Consider the following 19329-nt stretch of genomic DNA (forward strand, 5'->3'; position numbering starts at 1 on the left):
CTCGGTCGCAAATACCCGAGTTGATTCCTATGCCTTGCACAGCACCGCCCATCGGCGGCGGCATCGGCCACCCCCGTGGAGGCCGGCCATGACCGCGCTCGCGCCGATTTCCGCCGCCAGCCCGCAACCGGCGAAGCCCGCCGCCCCGGTTGCCCAGCCATTCGGCCTGCGCATCGTGGTCGGCATGATCGGCGTATTGATCGCCTCCCTCAGCGCCGGCCTCAACGAGAAAGTCACCGACCTGGCCATGACCGACGTGCGCGGCGCGCTGTCCATCGGCCACGACGAAGGCACCTGGCTGATCGCCCTGTACTCGGCAGCGCAGGTCGCCGCCATGGCCTTCGCGCCGTGGTTCTCGGTAACCGTGTCGCTGCGTCGCTTCACCCTTGGCGCCATTGCCTGCTTCGCCCTGCTCGCGCTGCTCTGCCCCTTCGCGCCGAACGTCGAGACGCTCTACCTGCTGCGCTTGCTGCAGGGCTTCGCCGGCGGCTGCATGCCGCCGATGCTGATGACCGTGGCGCTGCGCTTCCTGCCGCCGGGGATCAAGCTCTACGGCCTGGGCGCCTATGCGCTGACCGCCACCTTCGCGCCGAACCTCGGCATGCCCCTGGCCGCGCTGTGGACCGAGTTCGTCGGCTGGCAATGGGTGTTCTGGCAGGTCATTCCGCTCTGCGCGGTGGCGCTGGCCGCCGTCGCCTGGGGCATCCCGCAGGACCCGCTGCGCCTGGAGCGTCTGAAGCAGTTCGATTACCTGGGCCTCGCCCTCGGTCTGCCGGGCATCCTGATGCTGGTGATGGGCCTGCTGCAGGGCGAGCGCCTGGACTGGTTCGAGTCCGACCTGATCACCCTGCTGGTGGTCGGGGGCGCCGGGTTGCTGGTGGCGTTCTTCATCAACGAATGGACGCATCCGCTGCCTTTCTACCGCCTGGACATCCTCAAGCGGCGCAACTTCACCCACTCGCTGATCACCCTGGCCGGCGTGCTGGTAGTGCTCGGCGCCTGCGCTGGCGTGCCGGCGTCCTACCTCGCCTCGGCCCACGGCTATCGCCCGCTGCAGTCGGCGCCCATGGCGCTGCTGGTGGCGCTGCCGCAGCTGGTCTCGCTGCCCTTGGTGGCTGCGCTGTGCAATATCCCGCGGGTGGACTGCCGCTGGGTGCTGGCCATCGGCATCAGCCTGTGCGGCCTGTCGGCGTTCGGCATGAGCCAGCTGACCAGCGAGTGGACGCGGGAGAATTTCTACGCCCTGCTGGCGTTGCAGATCATCGGCCAGCCGATGGCCATCGTGCCGTTGCTGATGTCCGCCACCAGTGTGGTCGCGCCCATCGAAGGACCGTTCGCCTCGGCCTGGTTCAACAGCGTGCGCGGATTTTCGGCGGTGCTCGGCAGCGCCGTGGTGTCGATCCTGATGACCTGGCGCGAGCACTACCACTCCAACCGCCTGGTCGATCACCTGGGCAACGCCTCGCAAGCCCTCGGCCTGCGCCTGGAGCAACTGGGCGGTGCCGAGAACATCGGCCGCCTGGCCGGCCAGGTGCGCGGCCAGGCCGGCGTACTCGCCGCCTCCGACACGCTGCTGGCGATGGCCTGGCTGGCCGCCGCCCTGCTCGTGCTGATTCCCCTGATGCCGCTGCGGGTCTACCCGCCGCGCCCTGTCGTGCCTAATCAATGAAAGGTCTGCCCATGTCGAAACTGAGCTCCCGCCGCGGCAGTCTGGCCCTGGTTGCCGTGCTGCTTCTCGCCCTCGTCGTCTTCCTGCTGCTGCGCCTGCTGGGCCCCAGCCGCGAGCAGAGCACCGACGACGCCTACATCCATGCCGACTTCACCCTGGTGGCGCCGAAAGTCGCCGGCTTCATCGAGGAAGTGCTGGTGGAAGACAACCAGTCGGTGAAGGCCGGGCAGGTCCTGGCGCGCATCGATGCCCGCGACTACCGCGCCGCGCTGGATGCCGCCGAAGCCGACGTACTGGCCGCCGAGGCGCGGCATCACCACGTCGCCGCCGACCTCGAACGCCAGCAGGCGGTGATCGCCCAGAGCGCCGCCCAGGTGCAGGCGGATCAGGCCGCGCTGACCTTTGCTGCGCAGGAACTGAACCGCTACCAGCACCTCGCGACCCAGGGCGCCGGGACACTGCAGAACGCCCAGCAGGCGCGCTCGCGCGTCGACTCGGCCAAGGCCGTGCTGGACAAGGACAAGGCCGCCGCCCTTGCCTCCCGCAAGCAGCTCGACGTGCTGCTCGCCCAGCAGGCCGAGACCCTCGGCGCGCTGAAACGTGGCCAGGCACAGCTGCAGCAGGCACAACTGAACCTGTCGTACACCGAGATCCGCGCGCCCTTCGACGGCATGGTCGGCCGCCGCGCCGCTCGCGTCGGCGCCTACACCACGCCGGGTAACGCATTGCTCGCGGTAGTGCCGCTGCAGGACGCCTATGTGGTCGGCAACTTCCAGGAAACCCAGCTGACCGACGTGCAGCCCGGCCAGCGCGTCGAGATCAGCATCGACACCTTCCCCGGCGAGAAACTGCGCGGCCACGTCGACAGCATCGCCCCGGCCACCGGCCTGAGCTTCGCACCCATCGCCCCGGACAACGCCACCGGCAACTTCACCAAGATCGTCCAGCGCATCCCGGTGAAGATCGTCCTCGACGCCGACCAGCCGCTGCGTGACAGGCTGCGCGTAGGCATGTCGGTGATTGCGCGCATCGACACCGACAAGCAAACCGGCCAGCACGTCGAAAAAGCACAGAAGGTAGCCGTGCAATGATCGCCGCCCGCACGCCCCTGTTCATTGCGCTGCTGGCACTCGGCGCCTGCAGCGTCGGCCCGGACTTCCAGCGCCCGGACGCTGCCGACGCGGTGAACTGGTCCGCCCGGCGCGGCGACGCGCCGAGCCAGACCCTCAATGCGCCGCTGGAGGCGCAGTGGTGGACGCTGCTGGGCGATGCGCAGCTCAACGACCTGCAACGCCGCGTGGCGGCTGCCAACCTCGACCTGCGCGAAGCCGACGCGCGCCTGCAGCAGAGCCGGGCGATCCGCCAGGCACTGGGCGGCGATGCCGTGCCCAACGTTGGCGCGGAGCTGGGCTACCAGCGCAAGCGCAACAGCGAGGCCGGCCTGAGCGACCCGTCCGGCAAAGCCGGCAAGGACAACTTCAACCAACTCGACGGTGGCTTCGACCTGTCCTGGGAGCTGGACTTCTGGGGCCGTGTGCGCCGCGAGCTGGAAGCCGCTGACGCCAACGTCCAGGCCACCGAAGAAAGCCGCCGCGACGTGCTGGTCTCGGTGCTCGCCGAGACCGCGCGCAACTACCTGCAACTGCGCGCCGAGCAGGACCTGGAAGCGATCATCCGCGGCAACCTGGAGATCGCCCGGCGCAGCCTGGAGCTGACCCGCCTGCGCCGCGCCGATGGCGTCGCCACCGAACTGGACGTCGCCGAGGCGCTGACCCAGGTCGCCAGCATCGAAGCACGCCTGCCCGACAGCCAGAAGCGCCAGGCGCGGCTGATCAATGCCCTGGGCTACCTGCTCGGCGAAGCACCCGGCGCGCTGCAGGCCGAACTCGCCCAGGCCAGGCCCGTACCACAACCACCGCGCGGCGTGCCGGTAGGCCTGCCTTCGGAGCTGGCCCAGCGCCGCCCGGATATCCGCCGCGCCGAAGCCGCGCTGCATGCCGCCACCGCCAGCATCGGCGTGGCGAAGGCAGACTTCTATCCGCGCATCAGCCTCAACGGCAGCTTCGGCTTCCAGGCGCTGCAACTGTCGAATTTCGGTGACTGGAACAGCCGCACCTTCGGCATCGGCCCGAGCCTGTCGCTGCCGATCTTCGAAGGCGGCCGGCTGAAGGGCATGCTGGCCCTGCGCGAGGCGCAGCAGCAGGAGTCGGCCATCGCCTACCGTCGCACCGTGCTCAACGCCTGGCGCGAAGTGGACGACGCACTCACCGACTACGCTGCCGACCAGCGCCGCCTCGCCAGCCTCGATACCGCCGCCGAACACGGCCGCACCGCCCTGGCCAACGCCCGCGAACAGTACAAGGCCGGCGCGGTGGACTTCCTCAACGTGCTCAGCGCCCAGCGCGAACTGCTGGCCACCGAGGAGCAGCAGGTACGTGGCCGCGAAGCCGTGGCCACCACGCTGGTGCTGCTTTACAAGTCACTGGGTGGTGGCTGGCAGCAGGCCGAGGAAAGCGTGCAGAACCTGTAGGAGCGGGCCATGCCCGCGATCGCGCCCATGGGGCGCTCCTGCGGGGAGCGACAATCCAATCCCCGGAAACGAAAAAGCCCCGCAGATGCGGGGCTTTTTTCTGGCTCGGCGATCAGGCCGCCGAGTCGGCGTCGGCCTTGCTGCGGCGCGGCTTCTTCTTGCCCGCCAGCAGGTGCGAGAACACCGCATGCAGGTCGCCGGAAGCGCCGTCCACGTCCAGGTTCAGCTTGTCGTCGATGTGCGCCATGTGGTGCATCATCAGGGTCACGGCCTTTTCCTTGTCGCCCTTCTCGATGGCGTCGAGGATCTCGTTGTGCTCGTCGAACGAGCAGTGCGAGCGGCCACCGCTTTCGTACTGGGCGATGATCAGCGAGGTCTGCGATACCAGGCTGCGCTGGAACACCACCAGCGGCGCGTTCTTCGCCATCTCGGCGAGCTTCAGGTGGAACTCGCCGGACAGGCGGATGCCGGCGCCACGGTCGCCACGGGCGAAGCTGGACTGCTCCTGTTTCACCATGTCGCGCAGTTCGGCGAGGGTATCGCTGCTGGCGTTGTCCACGGCCAGCTCGGTGATCGCGCGCTCGACGGTGCGGCGGGCGAAGAGAATCTGCCGGGCTTCATCGATGCTCGGGCTGGCCACCACGGCGCCACGGTTGGGGCGCAGCAGCACGACCTGTTCGTGGGCCAGGCGCGACAGGGCGCGACGGATGATGGTGCGGCTGACGCCGAAGATTTCGCCGAGGGCCTCTTCGCTCAGCTTGGTGCCGGGAGCCAGGCGCTGTTCGAGGATGGCGTCGAAGATGTGCGCGTAGACGATCTCGTCCTGAGTGCCGCTGCGCGCCTTGCCATTGCGCGGCTGCTTCCTGATCTGTTGCAACTGGTCGGTCATCGGAGTCGAACCCTGCTCAGCCGGGTTGAACCGGCGCGAAATCCGTGGGGGCATGAGTGGAGCTGGCCGCGGGCCAGGCATGGGGCACAGTGTACACAAAGTGGCCACTATCGTGCAGCCGTCACGAGTGACTCCCGATCGACCCCAAGGCCGCGCGGCGCAGGAACCTGGCGAAGGTCAGCGTGCGACCATTCCGACGCTTTGCTTGTAAAAATCTTTCAGCAAGACACTAAACATTATTTGAACTTTTTGTACACAACTGCATAATCGCGGCGTGACTTCCTGACCCAAAGGTCAACATTCACACCCTCACAACTCTTTCCGTTAGCGCAAGGGACGCAGGTGAACCAGCCGACGGCAAGGGACCAACAACAAGAGCGTTGAGGAGTACCGCTGTGGAAAGCACCAAACAAGAACAACAAGCCTTTGCAACCAGCCCGCCTGCTACCGGCCTGCTCGAACGCCTGTTCAAGCTCAGCCAGCATGGCACTACCGTGAAGACCGAGCTCGCCGCGGGTCTCACGACCTTCATCACCATGGCGTACATCATCTTCGTCAACCCCAACATCATGGCCGACGCCGGTATCGACCATGGCGCCGCCTTCGTCGCAACCTGCCTTGCCGCCGCGCTGGGCTGCTTCCTGATGGGCCTGTACGCCAACTGGCCGGTGGGCCTGGCGCCGGGCATGGGCCTCAACGCCTTCTTCACCTACACCGTGGTCAAGACCATGAACTACAGCTGGGAGATCGCGCTGGGCGCGGTGTTCATCTCCGGCATCGCCTTCATGATCCTGACCTTCTCGCGCATCCGCGAATGGCTGCTCAACAGCATCCCGGTCAGCCTGCGCTTCGCCATGGGTGCTGGCGTCGGTCTGTTCCTCGGGCTGATCGGCCTGAAGACCGCCGGCATCGTGGTCGCCAGCCCCGCCACCCTGGTGCACCTGGGTGACCTGACCAGCCCCGGTCCGCTGCTCGCCGCCATCTGCTTCCTGATGATTGCGGTGCTGGAATACCGCCGCGTGTTCGGCGGCATCCTGATCAGCATCCTCACCGTCACCGTGGCCGGTATCGCCCTGGGTATCGTCCAGTTCGGCGGCGTGTTCTCCATGCCGCCGAGCCTGGCGCCGACCTTCATGGCGATGGACATTTCCGGCGCGTTCAACGTGACCATGATCAGCGTGATCCTGGCCTTCCTCTTCGTACACATGTTCGACACCGCCGGCACCCTGATGGGCGTCGCCCAGCGCGCGCACCTGGTGCGTGAGGACGGCCGTATCGAGAACCTGTCGAAAGCCATGAAGGCCGACAGCACCTCCAGCGCCTTCGGCGCAGTCCTGGGCGTGCCGCCGGTGACCAGCTACGTCGAAAGTGCCGCGGGCGTTGCCGCCGGCGGCCGTACCGGGCTGACCGCCGTGGTGGTGGGCGTGCTGTTCGTCGCGGCGATGTTCTTCGCCCCGCTGGCCGGCATGATTCCCGCCTACGCCACCGCCGGCGCGCTGATCTACGTCGCCATGCTGATGATGGGCGGCATGGCCCACATCGACTGGAACGAGCACACCGAAACCATCCCGGCCATCGTCACGGTGATCATGATGCCGCTGACCTTCTCGGTCGCCGACGGTATCGCCCTGGGCTTCGTGACCTACGTGGCGATGAAGGTCTTCACCGGCCGCCACAAGGACGTGACCATCAGCCTGTACGCGCTGTGCGCGATCTTCGTGGCGAAGTTCATCTTCCTCTGAGGCAGCACTCCCCCGCTGCAAGCACAAACCCCGGCCACGGCCGGGGTTCGTGTTTCAAGGGCATTCGCCCAGAGGTCAGCCCTGTGCCGCGGCCAACTCCAGTCGCACCAGGAAGGAGGTACCGACGCCCGGACGGCTGTCGATCAGCAGTTCGCCCCCCATCGCCTCCACCAGGCTCCGCGACAGCGCCAGGCCCAGGCCGCTGCCACCCCGCCGCACCTGCTGGCTGTCCAACGGCTGAGCGAATGGATCGAACAACCCCTCCTGTAGCTCTGGAGCAATCCCCACCCCCGTGTCTGTCACCTCGATCTGCACGCCGACCAACCCCTGGGCATGCCCGCGAGCCAGCAGACGCAGCCTGATGCTGCCCCTGTCGGTGAACTTCAGGGCGTTGCCAAGCAGATTATCCAGGACGATGCGCAGGGGTTGCGGGTCGCACCAGACGCGCGTCTGCAGCGCCAGTTCGAAATCCGCCTCCACCGCGATCCCCTTGGCCCGTGCCGGCTCGCTGAGCTTCTCCAGCTTGCGTTCGAGCATGACGCGCAGGTCGACTTCCTCGGCCACCAGCGGCAGTCGCCCGGCATCGGCACGGCTGAGCATCTGCAGGTCATCGAGCACATGCAGCAAGTTGTTCGCCAGTGATCGCGCCACTCCCAGCGGCTCCCGGCGCAGATCGGGGTCGCCCTGGTTCAGCGCGAGGTCAAGCATGGCCGCGATGCTCTGCAAGGGGCCCTGCAATTCGCTGCCCATGCTGGCCAGGAACTGGCTCTTGCCGCGACTGACGGACTCCACGCGCGCATTGGTATTACGCAACACGCGGATCAGTTCATCGCGCTGGGTGATGTCGACCGCGCCGGTGATGGCACCGACCAGCACACCCTGGCTGTTGCGGTAAGGCCGGGACCAGAAGTGCACGACATGGCGTGCTGCGTTGCTGTGGAATTCGAGGTCGATGTCCAGCGGTTCGCCGCTGGCAATGATGTCCGTCAGTTGCTGGGCCAGCATCCGTCCCTCGCTCTGGCTGGCGAAGATTCCCAGGTCGGCCAGGGTGCTGCCGATCATCTCTTCCCGCGTCTTGCCCGGGATGGTATGGGCGGCTTTGTTGCAGTAGCGGATCCGGCCATCCAGGCCGCGCACGCTGATCGGATGCGGCAGGGCGTCGAGCATGCTGCGCATCAGGTCGAGCTCCAGCCGCTCTTCCTCTTCGAAGGGCGCGCCCTGGGGCTCCTCTTCCCGCACTCCGCCCTCGACCAACCCGTGGCGGCGACCGATATCGATCAGCTCCACCAGCGACTTGGCGTGCAACTTCTGCATCAGCCGCACCTTGTAGGTGCTCACGGTCTTGTCGCTGATCGACAGTTGCTCGGCGATGGCAATGTTGCTCAGGCCCCGCGCCAGCAACTGCAGGACGCTCAGCTCGCGAACCGAAAGCCCCTTGAGCAGCTCACCATGCCCGGCCTCCTCGGCCGCGCTGACACTGCCCAGCGCATGACTGGGGAAATAGCTGTGCCCCTGGGCGATCGCCCGCACCGCTTCACGCACCGATTGGGGGTTCTCCTGCTTGCTGACGAATCCGGCAGCACCGGCGGTCAGGCAGCGTCCGGCGAAGTATTCGGAATCCTGCGAGGTCAGCACCAGCACCTTCACCGGCGACTCCTGCGCCACCAGGCGCTGCAGAACTTCCAGCCCGCCCAGCCGTGGAATCGACAGTTCGAGGATCATCAGGTCCGGCTTGCACAGGCGCACCTGTTGCAGCGCATCGGGCCCGTTGTCCGCCTCGCCGACCACCTCGTGCCGGTCCGCTTCCATCATCAGCCGCAGCGCATGGCGGGTTACCGGTTGTTCATCGACGATCAGAATCCTGCTCATACCACCCCTCGGAACGGTTTTTTCCCCTCACTTCTTCTAGTCCAAATGCGCCCATCGCGCCTGCGACGCCTGAACAATCGGCTGATCGACAGGCAAAAAAAAGCCCGCAGTGTGGGCGGGCTGAGGAAGACTCCACGAAGAGTCCGGGGGGAAGTCCTACGGGCGGGGACTAGCTGCCGCGGTAGGTGGAATAGCTGTAGGGGGAGATCAGCAGCGGCACGTGGTAGTGGTCGCTTTCCGAGGCGATGCCGAAGCGCAGCACGACCTGGTCGAGGAACGCCGGCTGGGGCAGTTCGACGCCACGGGCACGGTAGTAGTCGCCGGCATTGAACAGCAGCTGGTAGACACCGGCGCGGAAATCCTCGCCCTGCAGCAGCGGCTCGTCGCAGCGGCCGTCGTCGTTGGTCACGCGGGTGGCGATCAGCTCCAGCTGCTGGCCTTCGACGCGGAACAGCTCGATCTTGATGCCGTGGCCGGGGCAGCCGTGGGCGGAATCCAGTACGTGGGTGGTCAGGCGTCCCATGGGCTTATCGGTGTCCTGCGGCGGAGCCGGCCGACACCTTCCTCCTCTGTCTTGTTGATGCGAATGAGCGGGCCGCCATCGATGCAGCCCGCGGGGGCGTTTGGGTGAAGCGAATATACCCATCGGCACAATTGATTGTATACAAAAAACTGATTCAAACTGCCAAAAAGCACCTCAGGCGCCCTCCAGGCAGCAGGCGCACAACGCCTCGCAAAGCCCGCCGAGCCCGTGCCAGGACAGGGCACACCCGGCCTCCACGCGCTAACGCACGCTGACGAATGGAATGAAACGACCGTTGCGCAGATTGTATTTACAGACCGCCCCACATTTTGTATACAATGCACCCATCAACGGCAGCGCACAGTCCACCGACCCGGCGCCGACCGCCAACCACAAGAAGGAACACTGCAGTGAGCGCTGACTACCCACGCGACCTGATCGGTTACGGCAACAACATTCCCCACCCGCACTGGCCGAACGATGCGCGCATCGCCCTGTCCTTCGTCCTCAACTATGAAGAAGGCGGCGAGCGCAACATCCTCCATGGCGATGCCGAATCCGAAGCCTTCCTCTCCGAGATGGTGGCCGCCCAGCCGCTCAAGGGCGAGCGCAACATGTGCATGGAATCGCTGTACGAATACGGCAGCCGTGCCGGCGTGTGGCGCCTGCTCAAGCTGTTCCGCAAACACGACCTGCCGCTGACCGTGTTCGCCGTGGCCATGGCCGCCCAGCGCCACCCGGAGGCGATCCGCCAGATGGTCGCCGACGGCCACGAGATCTGCAGCCACGGCTACCGCTGGATCGACTACCAGTACATGGACCCGGAGCAGGAGCGCGAGCACATGTTCGAGGCCGTGCGCATCCTCACCGAGCTGACCGGCCAGCGCCCGCAGGGCTGGTACACCGGCCGCCTGGGCCCGAACACCCGGCGCATCGTCCGCGAGGACGGCAACTTCCTCTACGACTCCGATACCTACGACGACGACCTGCCCTACTGGGACCCGGCGAGCACCGCCGAGAAGCCGCACCTGGTGATCCCTTACACCCTGGACACCAACGACATGCGCTTCACCCAGGTGCAGGGCTTCAACAAGGGCGACGACTTCTTCGAATACCTGAAAGACGCCTTCGACGTGCTCTACGCCGAGGGTGCCGAGGGCGCGCCGAAGATGCTGTCGATCGGCATGCACTGCCGCCTGCTCGGCCGTCCGGCGCGTATGGCCTCGCTGGAGCGTTTCATCCAGTACGTTAAGGGTCACGAGAAGGTGTGGATCGCCCGCCGCGTCGACATCGCCAAGCACTGGCACGAGAACCACCCGTTCAAAGCGCAGGAGAACCAGGCATGAGCCGCTTCCAGACCCTGACCCCGGCCAGCCTCGACCGCGCGGCATTCGTTACCGCCTTCGCCGACATCTACGAGCACTCCCCGTGGGTCGCCGAGAAAGCCTATGACCTGGGCGTCGACGACAGCCTGAACGACATCGAACTGCTGCAGCAGCGCATGGCCGACATCCTTCTGTCCGCCAGCCATGAAGCGCAGTTGGCGCTGATCAACGCTCACCCGGACCTCGCCGGCAAGGCCGCCGTGCGCGGCGAACTGACTGCCTCCAGCACCGCCGAACAGGCCGGCGCCGGCATCCAGGACTGCACCGCCGAGGAGTTCGCCCGCTTCACTGAACTCAACGACGCCTACAAGGCCAAGTTCGGCTTCCCCTTCATCAAGGCCGTGAAGGGCAGCAACCGCCACCAGATCCTCGCGGCGTTCGAAGAGCGCATCCACAACACGCCGGAGCAGGAGTTCCAGACTGCCCTGGCGGAGATCAACAAGATCGCGATGTTCCGCCTGCAGCAACTCTGAGCGAGCGGACCTTCACTCCCCTTCCCAGTGTCGGGGCCAATGTGAACAACGATATAAGAAGACCAGCCATGCGTACCCTGAAGATCGAGCCGTTGACCAAGGAAGCCTTCGCCCCGTTCGGTGATGTCATCGAAACCGAAGGCAGTGATTTCTTCATGATCAACAACGGCTCCACCCGCCGTTATCACAAGCTCGCCACCGTCGAAACGGCGCAGCCCGATGACAAGGCGATCATCAGCATCTTCAGCGCCGAATCCCTGGAGATGCCGCTGCGCATCCGCATGCTGGAACGTCACCCGCAGGGCAGCCAGGCGTTCATTCCGCTGCTCGGCAACCAGTTTCTGATCGTGGTCGCGCCAGTTGGCGATGTACCTGTATCGGGTCTCGCCCGCGCTTTCCTGTCCAACGGCAAGCAGGGCGTCAATTACCACCGCGGCGTCTGGCACCACCCGGTGCTGACGATCGAAAAGCGGGATGACTTCCTGGTGGTCGATCGCAGCGGTTCTGGCAACAACTGCGACGAGCATTTCTTCACCGAGGACGAACAGCTCCTCCTCGACCCCCAAGCGAACTAATAAGAGAGGCCCGCGCAGCGCGACGGCGATGCCCGGGCAAGAGGTAAAAAACTGTGGAAGCACATCTCATCGAATGGCTGAACCTGCTGGTCCGCTGGATCCACATGATCGTGGGTATCGCGTGGATCGGCGCCTCGTTCTACTTCGTCTGGCTGGAAAACAACCTCAACCGCGCTAACCCGCGCGAAGGGCTTTCCGGTGACCTCTGGGCGATCCATGGTGGCGGCATCTACCACCTGGAGAAGTACAAGCTCGCCCCGCCGAAAATGCCGGACAACCTGCACTGGTTCAAATGGGAGGCCTACTCCACCTGGATGTCGGGTGTCTGCCTGCTGACCATCGTGTTCTACCTGAACCCGACCCTGTACCTGATCGCTCCGGGCAGCGACCTGGCTCCGGCTGCCGCCGTGGCCATCGGCATCGGCTCGCTGATCGCCGGCTGGTTCGTCTACAGCACCCTGTGCGACTCGCCGCTGGGCAAGAAGCCCGCCCTGCTCGGCGCCATCCTGTTCGGCCTGCTGGTCCTCGCCGCCTACCTGCTCAGCCAGGTGTTCAGCGGTCGCGGTGCGTACCTGCACGTGGGCGCCATCATCGGCACCATCATGGTGGGCAACGTGTTCCGTGTGATCATGCCGGCCCAGCGCGCGCTGGTTAAGGCCATCGAGGAAGGCCGCGAGCCCGATCCGGTACTGCCGGCCAAGGGCCTGCTGCGTTCGCGCCACAACAACTACTTCACCCTGCCGGTGCTGTTCATCATGATCAGCAACCACTTCCCGAGCACCTACGGCAGCCACTACAACTGGCTGATCCTGACCTGCATCGCGGCGCTGGCGGTGATCGTGCGTCACTACTTCAACACCCGCCACAATGGCAACGGCATGGCCTGGGCCCTGCCCGCCGGCGCCGTCGGCATGATCGCCCTGGCGTTCGTCACCGGCCCGAACTTCCCCAGCAGTGACACCACTGCCAGCGCCCAGCCGGCGAAGGTGGAGTACCAGCCGCTGCCGGAAACTGCCATCGGCGGCAAGACCCCGGCCGAACGCGCCAAGGACGAGGAAGCCGCCAAGGCTGCCGCTGCCCAGCAAGCCCAGGCTGCTCCGGCACAGGCTTCCACGGCCGGCTCGACCGAAGGCTTCGACAAGGTCCACCACGTCATCCAGGAACGCTGCGCCGTGTGCCACTCGGCCAAGCCGACCAGCAACCTGTTCAGCACCGCGCCGGCTGGCGTGATGTTCGACACCCCGCAGCAGATCCAGCAGCTCGCCCCGCGCATCCAGGCGCAGGCCGTGGCCTCGCAGGTGATGCCGCTGGGCAACATCACCCAGATGACCCCGGAAGAGCGCAAGCTCGTCGGCGACTGGATCTCCCGAGGCGCCCAGGTTAATTGAGCCTGCGGCACGGCCAGGAAAACCGCACCTTCGGGTGCGGTTTTTTTATGCCCGCGAGATGACGTGTGCCCACCATGGCGCGGATATCGAACCGATCGCGGACGAAGTCCGCTCCCACGCGAATGCCAAACCTGGCGTAGGAGCGGACTCTGTCCGCGATTGCTTTCCGCCGGAACAAATGCCCCTGAAACAAAATATGTAGTCCACTCGACCAATGGCTACAAAAATGCCAACACCAGGAAACACGCGGCCTAGAGCCACGCAGCACCATGGAGACAAAACGTGACCGACGAGTTGTATACAAAAATCGATTGAACGTAATACACATCGCGTTTATAAAGTCCCGCACCGCTTCACCCGCTCGGCCCCGGGGGTGAGATCGGCCAGTACTTCCCGGTTGTCGTGCCCGTCCGGCAACCAGCGACTGACAACAATAAAAACCGAGGTGTTGCATGTCCGTGGTAACTGAGCGCTCCCATACCGGCTCGCCCGTCGACCAGCGTCTGCCCTTGCTGCAACTGCTGCTGGTCGGCTTTCAGCACGTTCTCCTGATGTATGGCGGCGCCGTCGCCGTCCCGCTGATCGTCGGCCAGGCCGCCGGTCTCTCCCGTGAGGAAATCGCCTTCCTGATCAACGCCGACCTGCTGGTCGCCGGCATCGCCACGCTCGTGCAATCGCTGGGCATCGGCCCGGTGGGCATTCGCATGCCGGTGATGATGGGCGCCAGTTTCGCCGCCGTCGGCAGCATGGTCGCCATGGCCGGGATGCCCGGCGTGGGCATGACCGGCATCTTCGGCGCGACTATAGCCGCGGGCTTCTTCGGCATGCTCATCGCGCCGTTCATGAGCCGCATCGTGCGTTTCTTCCCGCCGCTGGTGACCGGCACCGTGATCACCTCCATCGGCATGTGCCTGTTCCCGGTGGCGATCAACTGGGCTGGTGGCGGCAAGGCCGCGGCCAATTTCGGCGCCATTGAATACCTCGCCCTGTCGTCCTTCGTGCTGGCGGTGATCCTGCTGATCAACCGTTTCATGAAGGGCTTCTGGGTCAACGTCTCGGTACTGATCGGCATGCTGCTGGGCTACATCATCGGCGCCAGCATGGGCATGGTCAGCCTCGACGGCATCGAGCAGCGTCCGTGGTTCGACGTGGTCACCCCGCTGCACTTTGGCGCGCCGGAATTCCATCTCGCGCCGGTACTGTCCATGTGCCTGGTGGTGGTGATCATCTTCGTCGAGTCCACCGGCATGTTCCTCGCCCTGGGCAAGATCACCGACACCGAAATCTGCCCCAACCGCCTGCGCCGCGGCCTGCTGTGCGACGCCAGCGCTTCGTTCGTCGCCGGCTTCATGAACACCTTCACCCATTCCTCGTTCGCCCAGAACATCGGTCTGGTGCAGATGACCGGCGTGCGCAGCCGCTACGTCACCGCCGCCGCCGCGCTGTTCCTGATCGCCCTGTCGCTGCTGCCCAAGGCCGCCTTCCTGGTCGCCTCGATTCCGCCGGCAGTACTCGGTGGCGCCGGCATCGCCATGTTCGGCATGGTCGCCGCCAGCGGTATCCGCATCCTCCACGAAGCGGACATCGTCGACCGCCGCAACCAGCTGCTGGTGGCGGTGAGCATTGGCATGGGGATGGTGCCGGTGGTGCGTCCGGACTTCTTCGCCGCCCTGCCCCAGTGGATGGAGCCGATCACCCACAGCGGCATCGCCATGACCGCGATCTGGGCCGTGGTGCTGAACATCCTCTTCAACATCCTCGGCGAGCAAGGCCGCGACGCCCTCTGCGGGCATCACTGAGTCGTTTTCGCGGGCGTCTCCCGGACGCCCGCACCAAGCCGCGTCCAACTCCTTCGCGGCTTTTTTTCGCCTGCGATCCGGGGCTCAGGCTTCCGGTCGGTAGCCCAGACGCAGCCCGCCCCACTGGCGACCGCGCACATAGATCGGCACCGAAAGATCGTGCATCAGCTCGCCGGTATCGCGGCAGTAGGTCTGCAGCAGCATCGGCTGGTTGTGGCTGCCGCAGCGCACGCCGGTGCGGTCATTGAACAGGCGCTTGCTGCGACTCTTGAGCATGTCCACCTGCAGGTCGCCGCTCGGCGGATGGCTGAACGCCTGGTTGTGTGTCGGCACATAGCCCTCGGCGGTGCAGGCGATGGCGAACACCAGCCCTTCGTGGCGTTGCAGCAGGTCTTCCTGGATACGCGGCAGCACCTCGTCGGTATAGCGGTCGAAGCGCGTGCGGAATTTCTGCGGGCGGGTGCCGGGCAGCGGCTGGTAATCGCGGTCGAACAGGTCGTCGAAGCCGATCCGGCCGTTCTCCATGTCCGCCTCGAACTTCGCGCCGATGGCCTGGGCGCCGGCGCGGGCGAGGTCGTAGGCGCGCTGGTGATAGTCATCCAGCGCCACTTCGGCGAGGCGCTCGCTGATGGTTTCCGCCTGGCTTTCCAGCTGCATGGCGGCGTCGGCCAGACGGTGGGTCTGCTCATCACTGGCGCGCAGATCGCCGCGCACCTGTTCCACGGCGGCGAACAGGCTGTCCAGCTGGTTGCGGTTGATCTCCGCGCCCTCGGCGATCTCGGTGATCTGGGTTTCCACGGTCGCGGCAAGTCCGGCGATATCCTGCAACTGCCGCCCGGTGCTCTCCACCTGGCTGACGCCCAGGCCCAGGTCATCGGTGAGCTGGCGAATCTGCTCCACCACCTCGCCGGTCTGGCGCTGGATGTCCTCGATCATCTGCCCGACCTCGTCGGTGGCCTCGGCGGTGCGCCCGGCGAGGCCACGAACCTCCTCGGCCACCACGGCGAAACCACGGCCGTGCTCGCCGGCCCGCGCCGCCTCGATGGCTGCGTTGAGGGCCAGCAGGTTGGTCTGGCTGGCAATCGACTGGATCACCTGGGTGACCCGCTGGATATCCTCGCTGCGCGCGTTCAATGTCTCGATCAGCGCACGGCTGGCGCTGGCGCGCTGGCTCAACTGGCGCATGCAATCGATGGCGGCCTGCAGCTCGCTGCGCCCGCTGTCACTGCCGGCGCGGGCGAGCGTGGCGGCCTCCTTCGCCTGGCGGGCCAGGTTCGAAGTGGCGCGCTCGGTGTGGATCATCACCTCGGCGCTGCCGACGATCTGCTCGGCGGCCACTACCTGGGACTCCAGCTTCTCCACCAGGCGCTGTACCGAGAAGGACACCCCAGCAGCGGACAGCGCATTGCGACTGGTGCCCTGGGACAGCTCGCGGGTCAGCTCGGCGACATCCGGCAACACCGCCAGCGCACTGGCCGGAGCCGCCCCCTCGCGAATGAACCAGGGCCCCCAGAGCAGCACCGCGGCCAGCAGCAGACACAACGACAGCGGCCAGCCGCCCAGCGCCTGGGCGATGAACAGCAGCACCAGGCCGCAAGTCTGCAGGGTAAGGATGAGGACGATACGCGGACGCGCGATATCCATGGCGGCGGCTCTCTTCAGGCGGGCCCGACCGCTGCGCAGCGCAGGCACGCTGCCGGGGAGCCCGATTATTCTTGTCAGAGCCATTAGGCCGCCTGCTTCGAGCGACGGCTATCGTTCCTTAGTGGTAGACGAGGCGATGCTTGAGTCGCTACAGGCAGCTGCGTGCAGCCAGCGTGATCGCATCGTCCGGACTCGGCGCATGGCGTCGATGGAGCACAACATCACTGCCCTTGTCCGCCGCCGTCGCCTCCAGCAGCACCTCGGCGGTATCGCCGGATGCGGCGGGGATCAGCAGCCGGTAGCCAAAGCGGATTTCCTTCACCGTCGCCGACGCACGTATCGACTGCCATTTCGGCAACAGGCAGGTCATGTAGACCGAAGGCGACCTGCCACTCTCCAGCCGCAGCGCCGGCGCCTCTTCCTTCAACGCGCCCGGCGACGTGCAGCCCGCCAGCAGCGCACAGAGCAGTGTCACTCGCAGCTTCATCGGCTGACTCCCCCGTGGAATGAAGGCCTGAGGTTAGCACCCGCCCCCAGCCCGGGCAGTTCGTATCTGGACGGAAATAATCAGTAACAACTAAACTACAGAAGATGGCGGAGTGCCATATCTGCCGAATGACATTCGCCCGCCCCTCCCTCCCGATTCAAGGCAACCCACATGTCGCTGTTTCTCGACGATCGCATGCTGCGCGATTTCGCCACGGAAGACTTTACGCTCCAGCAACCCTTCCCCTGGTTCTCGTTCCAGGATGTCCTGCGACCGGAAGCCTTCCAGGCGCTGTACGACGACTTCCCCAGCCTGGCCATGTTCGAGAAGCACAACGGCATCGAGCGCGCGTACGGACAGCGCCCCCACAACCGCTATTACCTGGCGTACGAGCAGTCGATCTACAACAACCGCGAGGCTGGCAGTGAAGGCGTGGTTGCATTGAGCGACCTGCCGGTGGTCTGGCAACAGTTCATGCTGGAACTGCAGGGCAACTCCGAGTACGCCGCCTTTGCCAAGCGCATGCTCGGCGTGGACGATTTCGTCGTGCGTTTCGCCTGGCACGTTGGCGTCGCCGGCTCCGAAGTGTCGCCGCACCGCGACAGCTATACCAAGCTCGGCACCCACATCTTCTACTTCAACACCTCGGCCGACTGGCTCCCCGAGTGGGGCGGCTCGATCCTGGTGCTGAAGGACAAGAAGGTGCAGCAGGACAACCCTGACCTGGCCGACTTCGCGCAGGCGATAGGCTGCGATATCCGCGACAACCGCAGCTTCCTGTTCAAGAACACCGAGAACGCCTGGCACGGCGTGGAGAAACTGAGCTGCCCGGAAGGCCACTACCGCCGGCTGTTCAACGTCGTATTCGAACCGGTCGAGCGCGCCGCGCAGGGTCGTCGCACCAAGGCCAGGGCAAGCGGCTGGCGCCGCCTGCTCAGTCCCGCCTGATCAGACGGGCTGTACCTCCAGTCCCGGAGAAACCGGCGCCTTGCGAGGCGCCCGGACTTGATCGGATGCAGCGCCCAGGGCTCCGGCCAGCGGTAGCCACAGCCACATCCAGACAACGTTCGGCGCCGCGATGAAGAAGTGCATCTCCACCATGAACACGACCGTCGACGCCGAAAGCACCGAGAACCACAGTGGCGCCATGCCCGCGCGACTGCGCCAGAGCGTCCACAGACTGGCCAGCAGCATCACCAGCAGCGACGCCAACCCGACTCCGCCAAACTGATACAGCACTTCCAGGTAGAGGCTATGGGGATTGTGCACCACCTGCCCGGTGCTGAGCACCACATCGCCCAGCACCGAATGCGCCCCATGGCCGAACCACCAGTGCTCCCCCACGCGCTCGATGACCGTCTGCCAGACCTCGTCCCGATGGGTCAGGCCCCGCGAACCGAATTCGTAGGCCAACTGGTGATAGCCGCCGACGACCGCAGCAACCCCGCCCAATCCGATCAGCCCCAGCGCCAGCCTGCGCACGCGCCCCTGGGTAGCCACCAGAACCAGCACCACGGCACCGATCAACGCGGCCATCCACGCAGCCCGGGAGAAGGTGAAGTAGATATAGATGCCCTGCAGCAACGCACACAGCGACCACAACGAGATCATCGGCCAGCGACGACTGCGCACGGCGAGCCAGAGTGCGACGATGAAGCTGAAGGCATAGTTCATGCCCGCCTCGATCGTGATGCCGAAGTCGGCAATGCCCGGAACGCCGGAGTCATGAATATTCATGGTTCGGTAGGCAAGGGAAAACTCGCCTAACTGGGCCTTGTGCAGCATCGAGAAGGTCGCGAAACCAGCACCGGCAAGTGCCCCCGCGCTCAGCACGACACGCCAGAACCGGCCGTCCTTGCCGCCCACTGCGATGACCACCAGGCTGAACAGCAGGATCATCAGCAACTGGCGCACCGAGCTGGAAGAGTTCGCGGCCAGCGCGTTGGCCAGCAAGCCCAGCCAGAACAGGCCGAACAACAGGACGAGCACCGACATCCAGCGCGCCCGCTCACGAAGCAGGGCAACCGAACATGCCAGGACGGACAACGCCGTCATCAACCGCAGGCTCTTTTCCCAGTTGCCCGAGTCGGTGGGCCACCAGAATCGCCCGACCAGTAGACTCACCAGCAGGAGGCCCGCGAGAACTACACCTACTACTTTCAATCCCTGTGCAATTCGTTGGATCTGCATAACGTGTGCAAGGCTCGCTCAGACTGACGCGGCACTATACACGGCGCCTGCAATCTGCTGAAACAATTGCCCGACATACAGGCGGACGGCTGGCATCCGGCGTGCAGCCCCCGCGACCGAAGGGTAAACTGTCGCCCCTTTTTACCGACCAGCCTCCGAGACGACC

16 protein-coding genes are annotated in these 19329 nt (G+C 65.5%); 10 read left to right on the forward strand and 6 right to left on the reverse strand.

The features are described from left to right. Positions 1-88: 88 nt before the first annotated feature. The 3 genes from J2T47_RS15335 to J2T47_RS15345 are packed head-to-tail and all read left to right on the forward strand — an operon-like array spanning position 89 to position 4199. Positions 89-1669 carry an MFS transporter gene (locus J2T47_RS15335; protein ID WP_253448313.1) on the forward strand — a complete coding sequence of 527 codons (1581 nt, stop codon included), beginning with the start codon at positions 89-91 and terminating at the stop codon, positions 1667-1669. Between the two features lie 11 nt (positions 1670-1680). Continuing rightward, positions 1681-2760: an HlyD family secretion protein gene (locus J2T47_RS15340; protein ID WP_253448316.1), complete on the forward strand. Its 1080-nt coding sequence runs from the start codon at positions 1681-1683 to the stop codon at positions 2758-2760. After that, on the forward strand, positions 2757-4199 hold the full coding sequence (locus tag J2T47_RS15345) for an efflux transporter outer membrane subunit (RefSeq protein ID WP_253448319.1): 1443 nt from the start codon (positions 2757-2759) through the stop codon (positions 4197-4199). The genes J2T47_RS15340 and J2T47_RS15345 overlap by 4 nt, the downstream gene beginning before the upstream one ends. Positions 4200-4311: 112 nt before the next feature. Here the strand turns inward: J2T47_RS15345 and J2T47_RS15350 are convergent, their stop codons facing one another. Next, positions 4312-5088: a GntR family transcriptional regulator gene (locus tag J2T47_RS15350; protein ID WP_017517526.1), complete on the reverse strand. Its 777-nt coding sequence runs from the start codon at positions 5086-5088 to the stop codon at positions 4312-4314. A gap of 395 nt (positions 5089-5483) precedes the next feature. On the opposite strand from J2T47_RS15350, the gene J2T47_RS15355 reads away from it, so the two are divergent. Then, the gene (locus J2T47_RS15355; RefSeq protein WP_151187671.1) at positions 5484-6830 is read left to right on the forward strand and encodes an NCS2 family permease; all 1347 of its coding nucleotides are present in this window, start codon (positions 5484-5486) and stop codon (positions 6828-6830) included. Between the two features lie 75 nt (positions 6831-6905). Here J2T47_RS15355 and J2T47_RS15360 read toward each other — a convergent pair whose 3' ends face one another. Further along, positions 6906-8699: an ATP-binding protein gene (locus tag J2T47_RS15360; RefSeq protein ID WP_253448323.1), complete on the reverse strand. Its 1794-nt coding sequence runs from the start codon at positions 8697-8699 to the stop codon at positions 6906-6908. Between the two features lie 169 nt (positions 8700-8868). Then, the gene (gene uraH / locus J2T47_RS15365; protein WP_024763899.1) at positions 8869-9222 is read right to left on the reverse strand and encodes a hydroxyisourate hydrolase; all 354 of its coding nucleotides are present in this window, start codon (positions 9220-9222) and stop codon (positions 8869-8871) included. Positions 9223-9632: 410 nt separating this feature from the next. On the opposite strand from uraH, the gene puuE reads away from it, so the two are divergent. The 5 genes from puuE to J2T47_RS15390 all read left to right on the forward strand — a co-directional run bounded on the left by puuE (position 9633) and on the right by J2T47_RS15390 (position 14842). Then, positions 9633-10568, forward strand: a complete 936-nt coding sequence (puuE, locus tag J2T47_RS15370) for an allantoinase PuuE (protein ID WP_253448326.1) — start codon at positions 9633-9635, stop codon at positions 10566-10568. Further along, on the forward strand, positions 10565-11080 hold the full coding sequence (uraD, locus tag J2T47_RS15375) for a 2-oxo-4-hydroxy-4-carboxy-5-ureidoimidazoline decarboxylase (RefSeq protein ID WP_253448329.1): 516 nt from the start codon (positions 10565-10567) through the stop codon (positions 11078-11080). Before puuE ends, uraD begins: the two co-directional genes overlap by 4 nt. 68 nt (positions 11081-11148) lie before the next feature. Beyond that, on the forward strand, positions 11149-11655 hold the full coding sequence (locus J2T47_RS15380) for an ureidoglycolate lyase (protein ID WP_138214778.1): 507 nt from the start codon (positions 11149-11151) through the stop codon (positions 11653-11655). 53 nt (positions 11656-11708) lie between these two features. After that, positions 11709-13043, forward strand: coding sequence for a urate hydroxylase PuuD (locus tag J2T47_RS15385; RefSeq protein ID WP_253448331.1), 1335 nt, complete (start codon positions 11709-11711; stop codon positions 13041-13043). A 452-nt stretch (positions 13044-13495) separates the two neighbouring features. Further along, on the forward strand, positions 13496-14842 hold the full coding sequence (locus tag J2T47_RS15390; protein WP_253448334.1) for a nucleobase:cation symporter-2 family protein: 1347 nt from the start codon (positions 13496-13498) through the stop codon (positions 14840-14842). 84 nt (positions 14843-14926) lie between these two features. On the opposite strand, the gene J2T47_RS15395 is transcribed toward J2T47_RS15390, so the two are convergent. Both J2T47_RS15395 and J2T47_RS15400 read right to left on the reverse strand, forming a co-directional pair. After that, the gene (locus J2T47_RS15395) at positions 14927-16570 is read right to left on the reverse strand and encodes a methyl-accepting chemotaxis protein (protein ID WP_437180985.1); all 1644 of its coding nucleotides are present in this window, start codon (positions 16568-16570) and stop codon (positions 14927-14929) included. 64 nt (positions 16571-16634) lie between these two features. Next, the gene (locus J2T47_RS15400) at positions 16635-16973 is read right to left on the reverse strand and encodes a hypothetical protein (protein ID WP_253448340.1); all 339 of its coding nucleotides are present in this window, start codon (positions 16971-16973) and stop codon (positions 16635-16637) included. Between the two features lie 171 nt (positions 16974-17144). On the opposite strand from J2T47_RS15400, the gene J2T47_RS15405 reads away from it, so the two are divergent. Beyond that, a complete protein-coding gene (locus tag J2T47_RS15405) occupies positions 17145-17921 on the forward strand; it encodes a hypothetical protein (RefSeq protein WP_253448343.1) in 777 nt (258 codons plus the stop codon). Here J2T47_RS15405 and J2T47_RS15410 read toward each other — a convergent pair whose 3' ends face one another. Continuing rightward, complete coding sequence (locus tag J2T47_RS15410) at positions 17922-19097, reverse strand: O-antigen ligase family protein (protein ID WP_253448346.1); 1176 nt, start codon at positions 19095-19097, stop codon at positions 17922-17924. It abuts the gene before it with no gap. Positions 19098-19329: the final 232 nt, after the last annotated feature.

The organism is Pseudomonas nitroreducens, from assembly GCF_024170165.1.
In the GTDB taxonomy this organism is placed as follows: domain Bacteria; phylum Pseudomonadota; class Gammaproteobacteria; order Pseudomonadales; family Pseudomonadaceae; genus Pseudomonas; species Pseudomonas nitroreducens_C.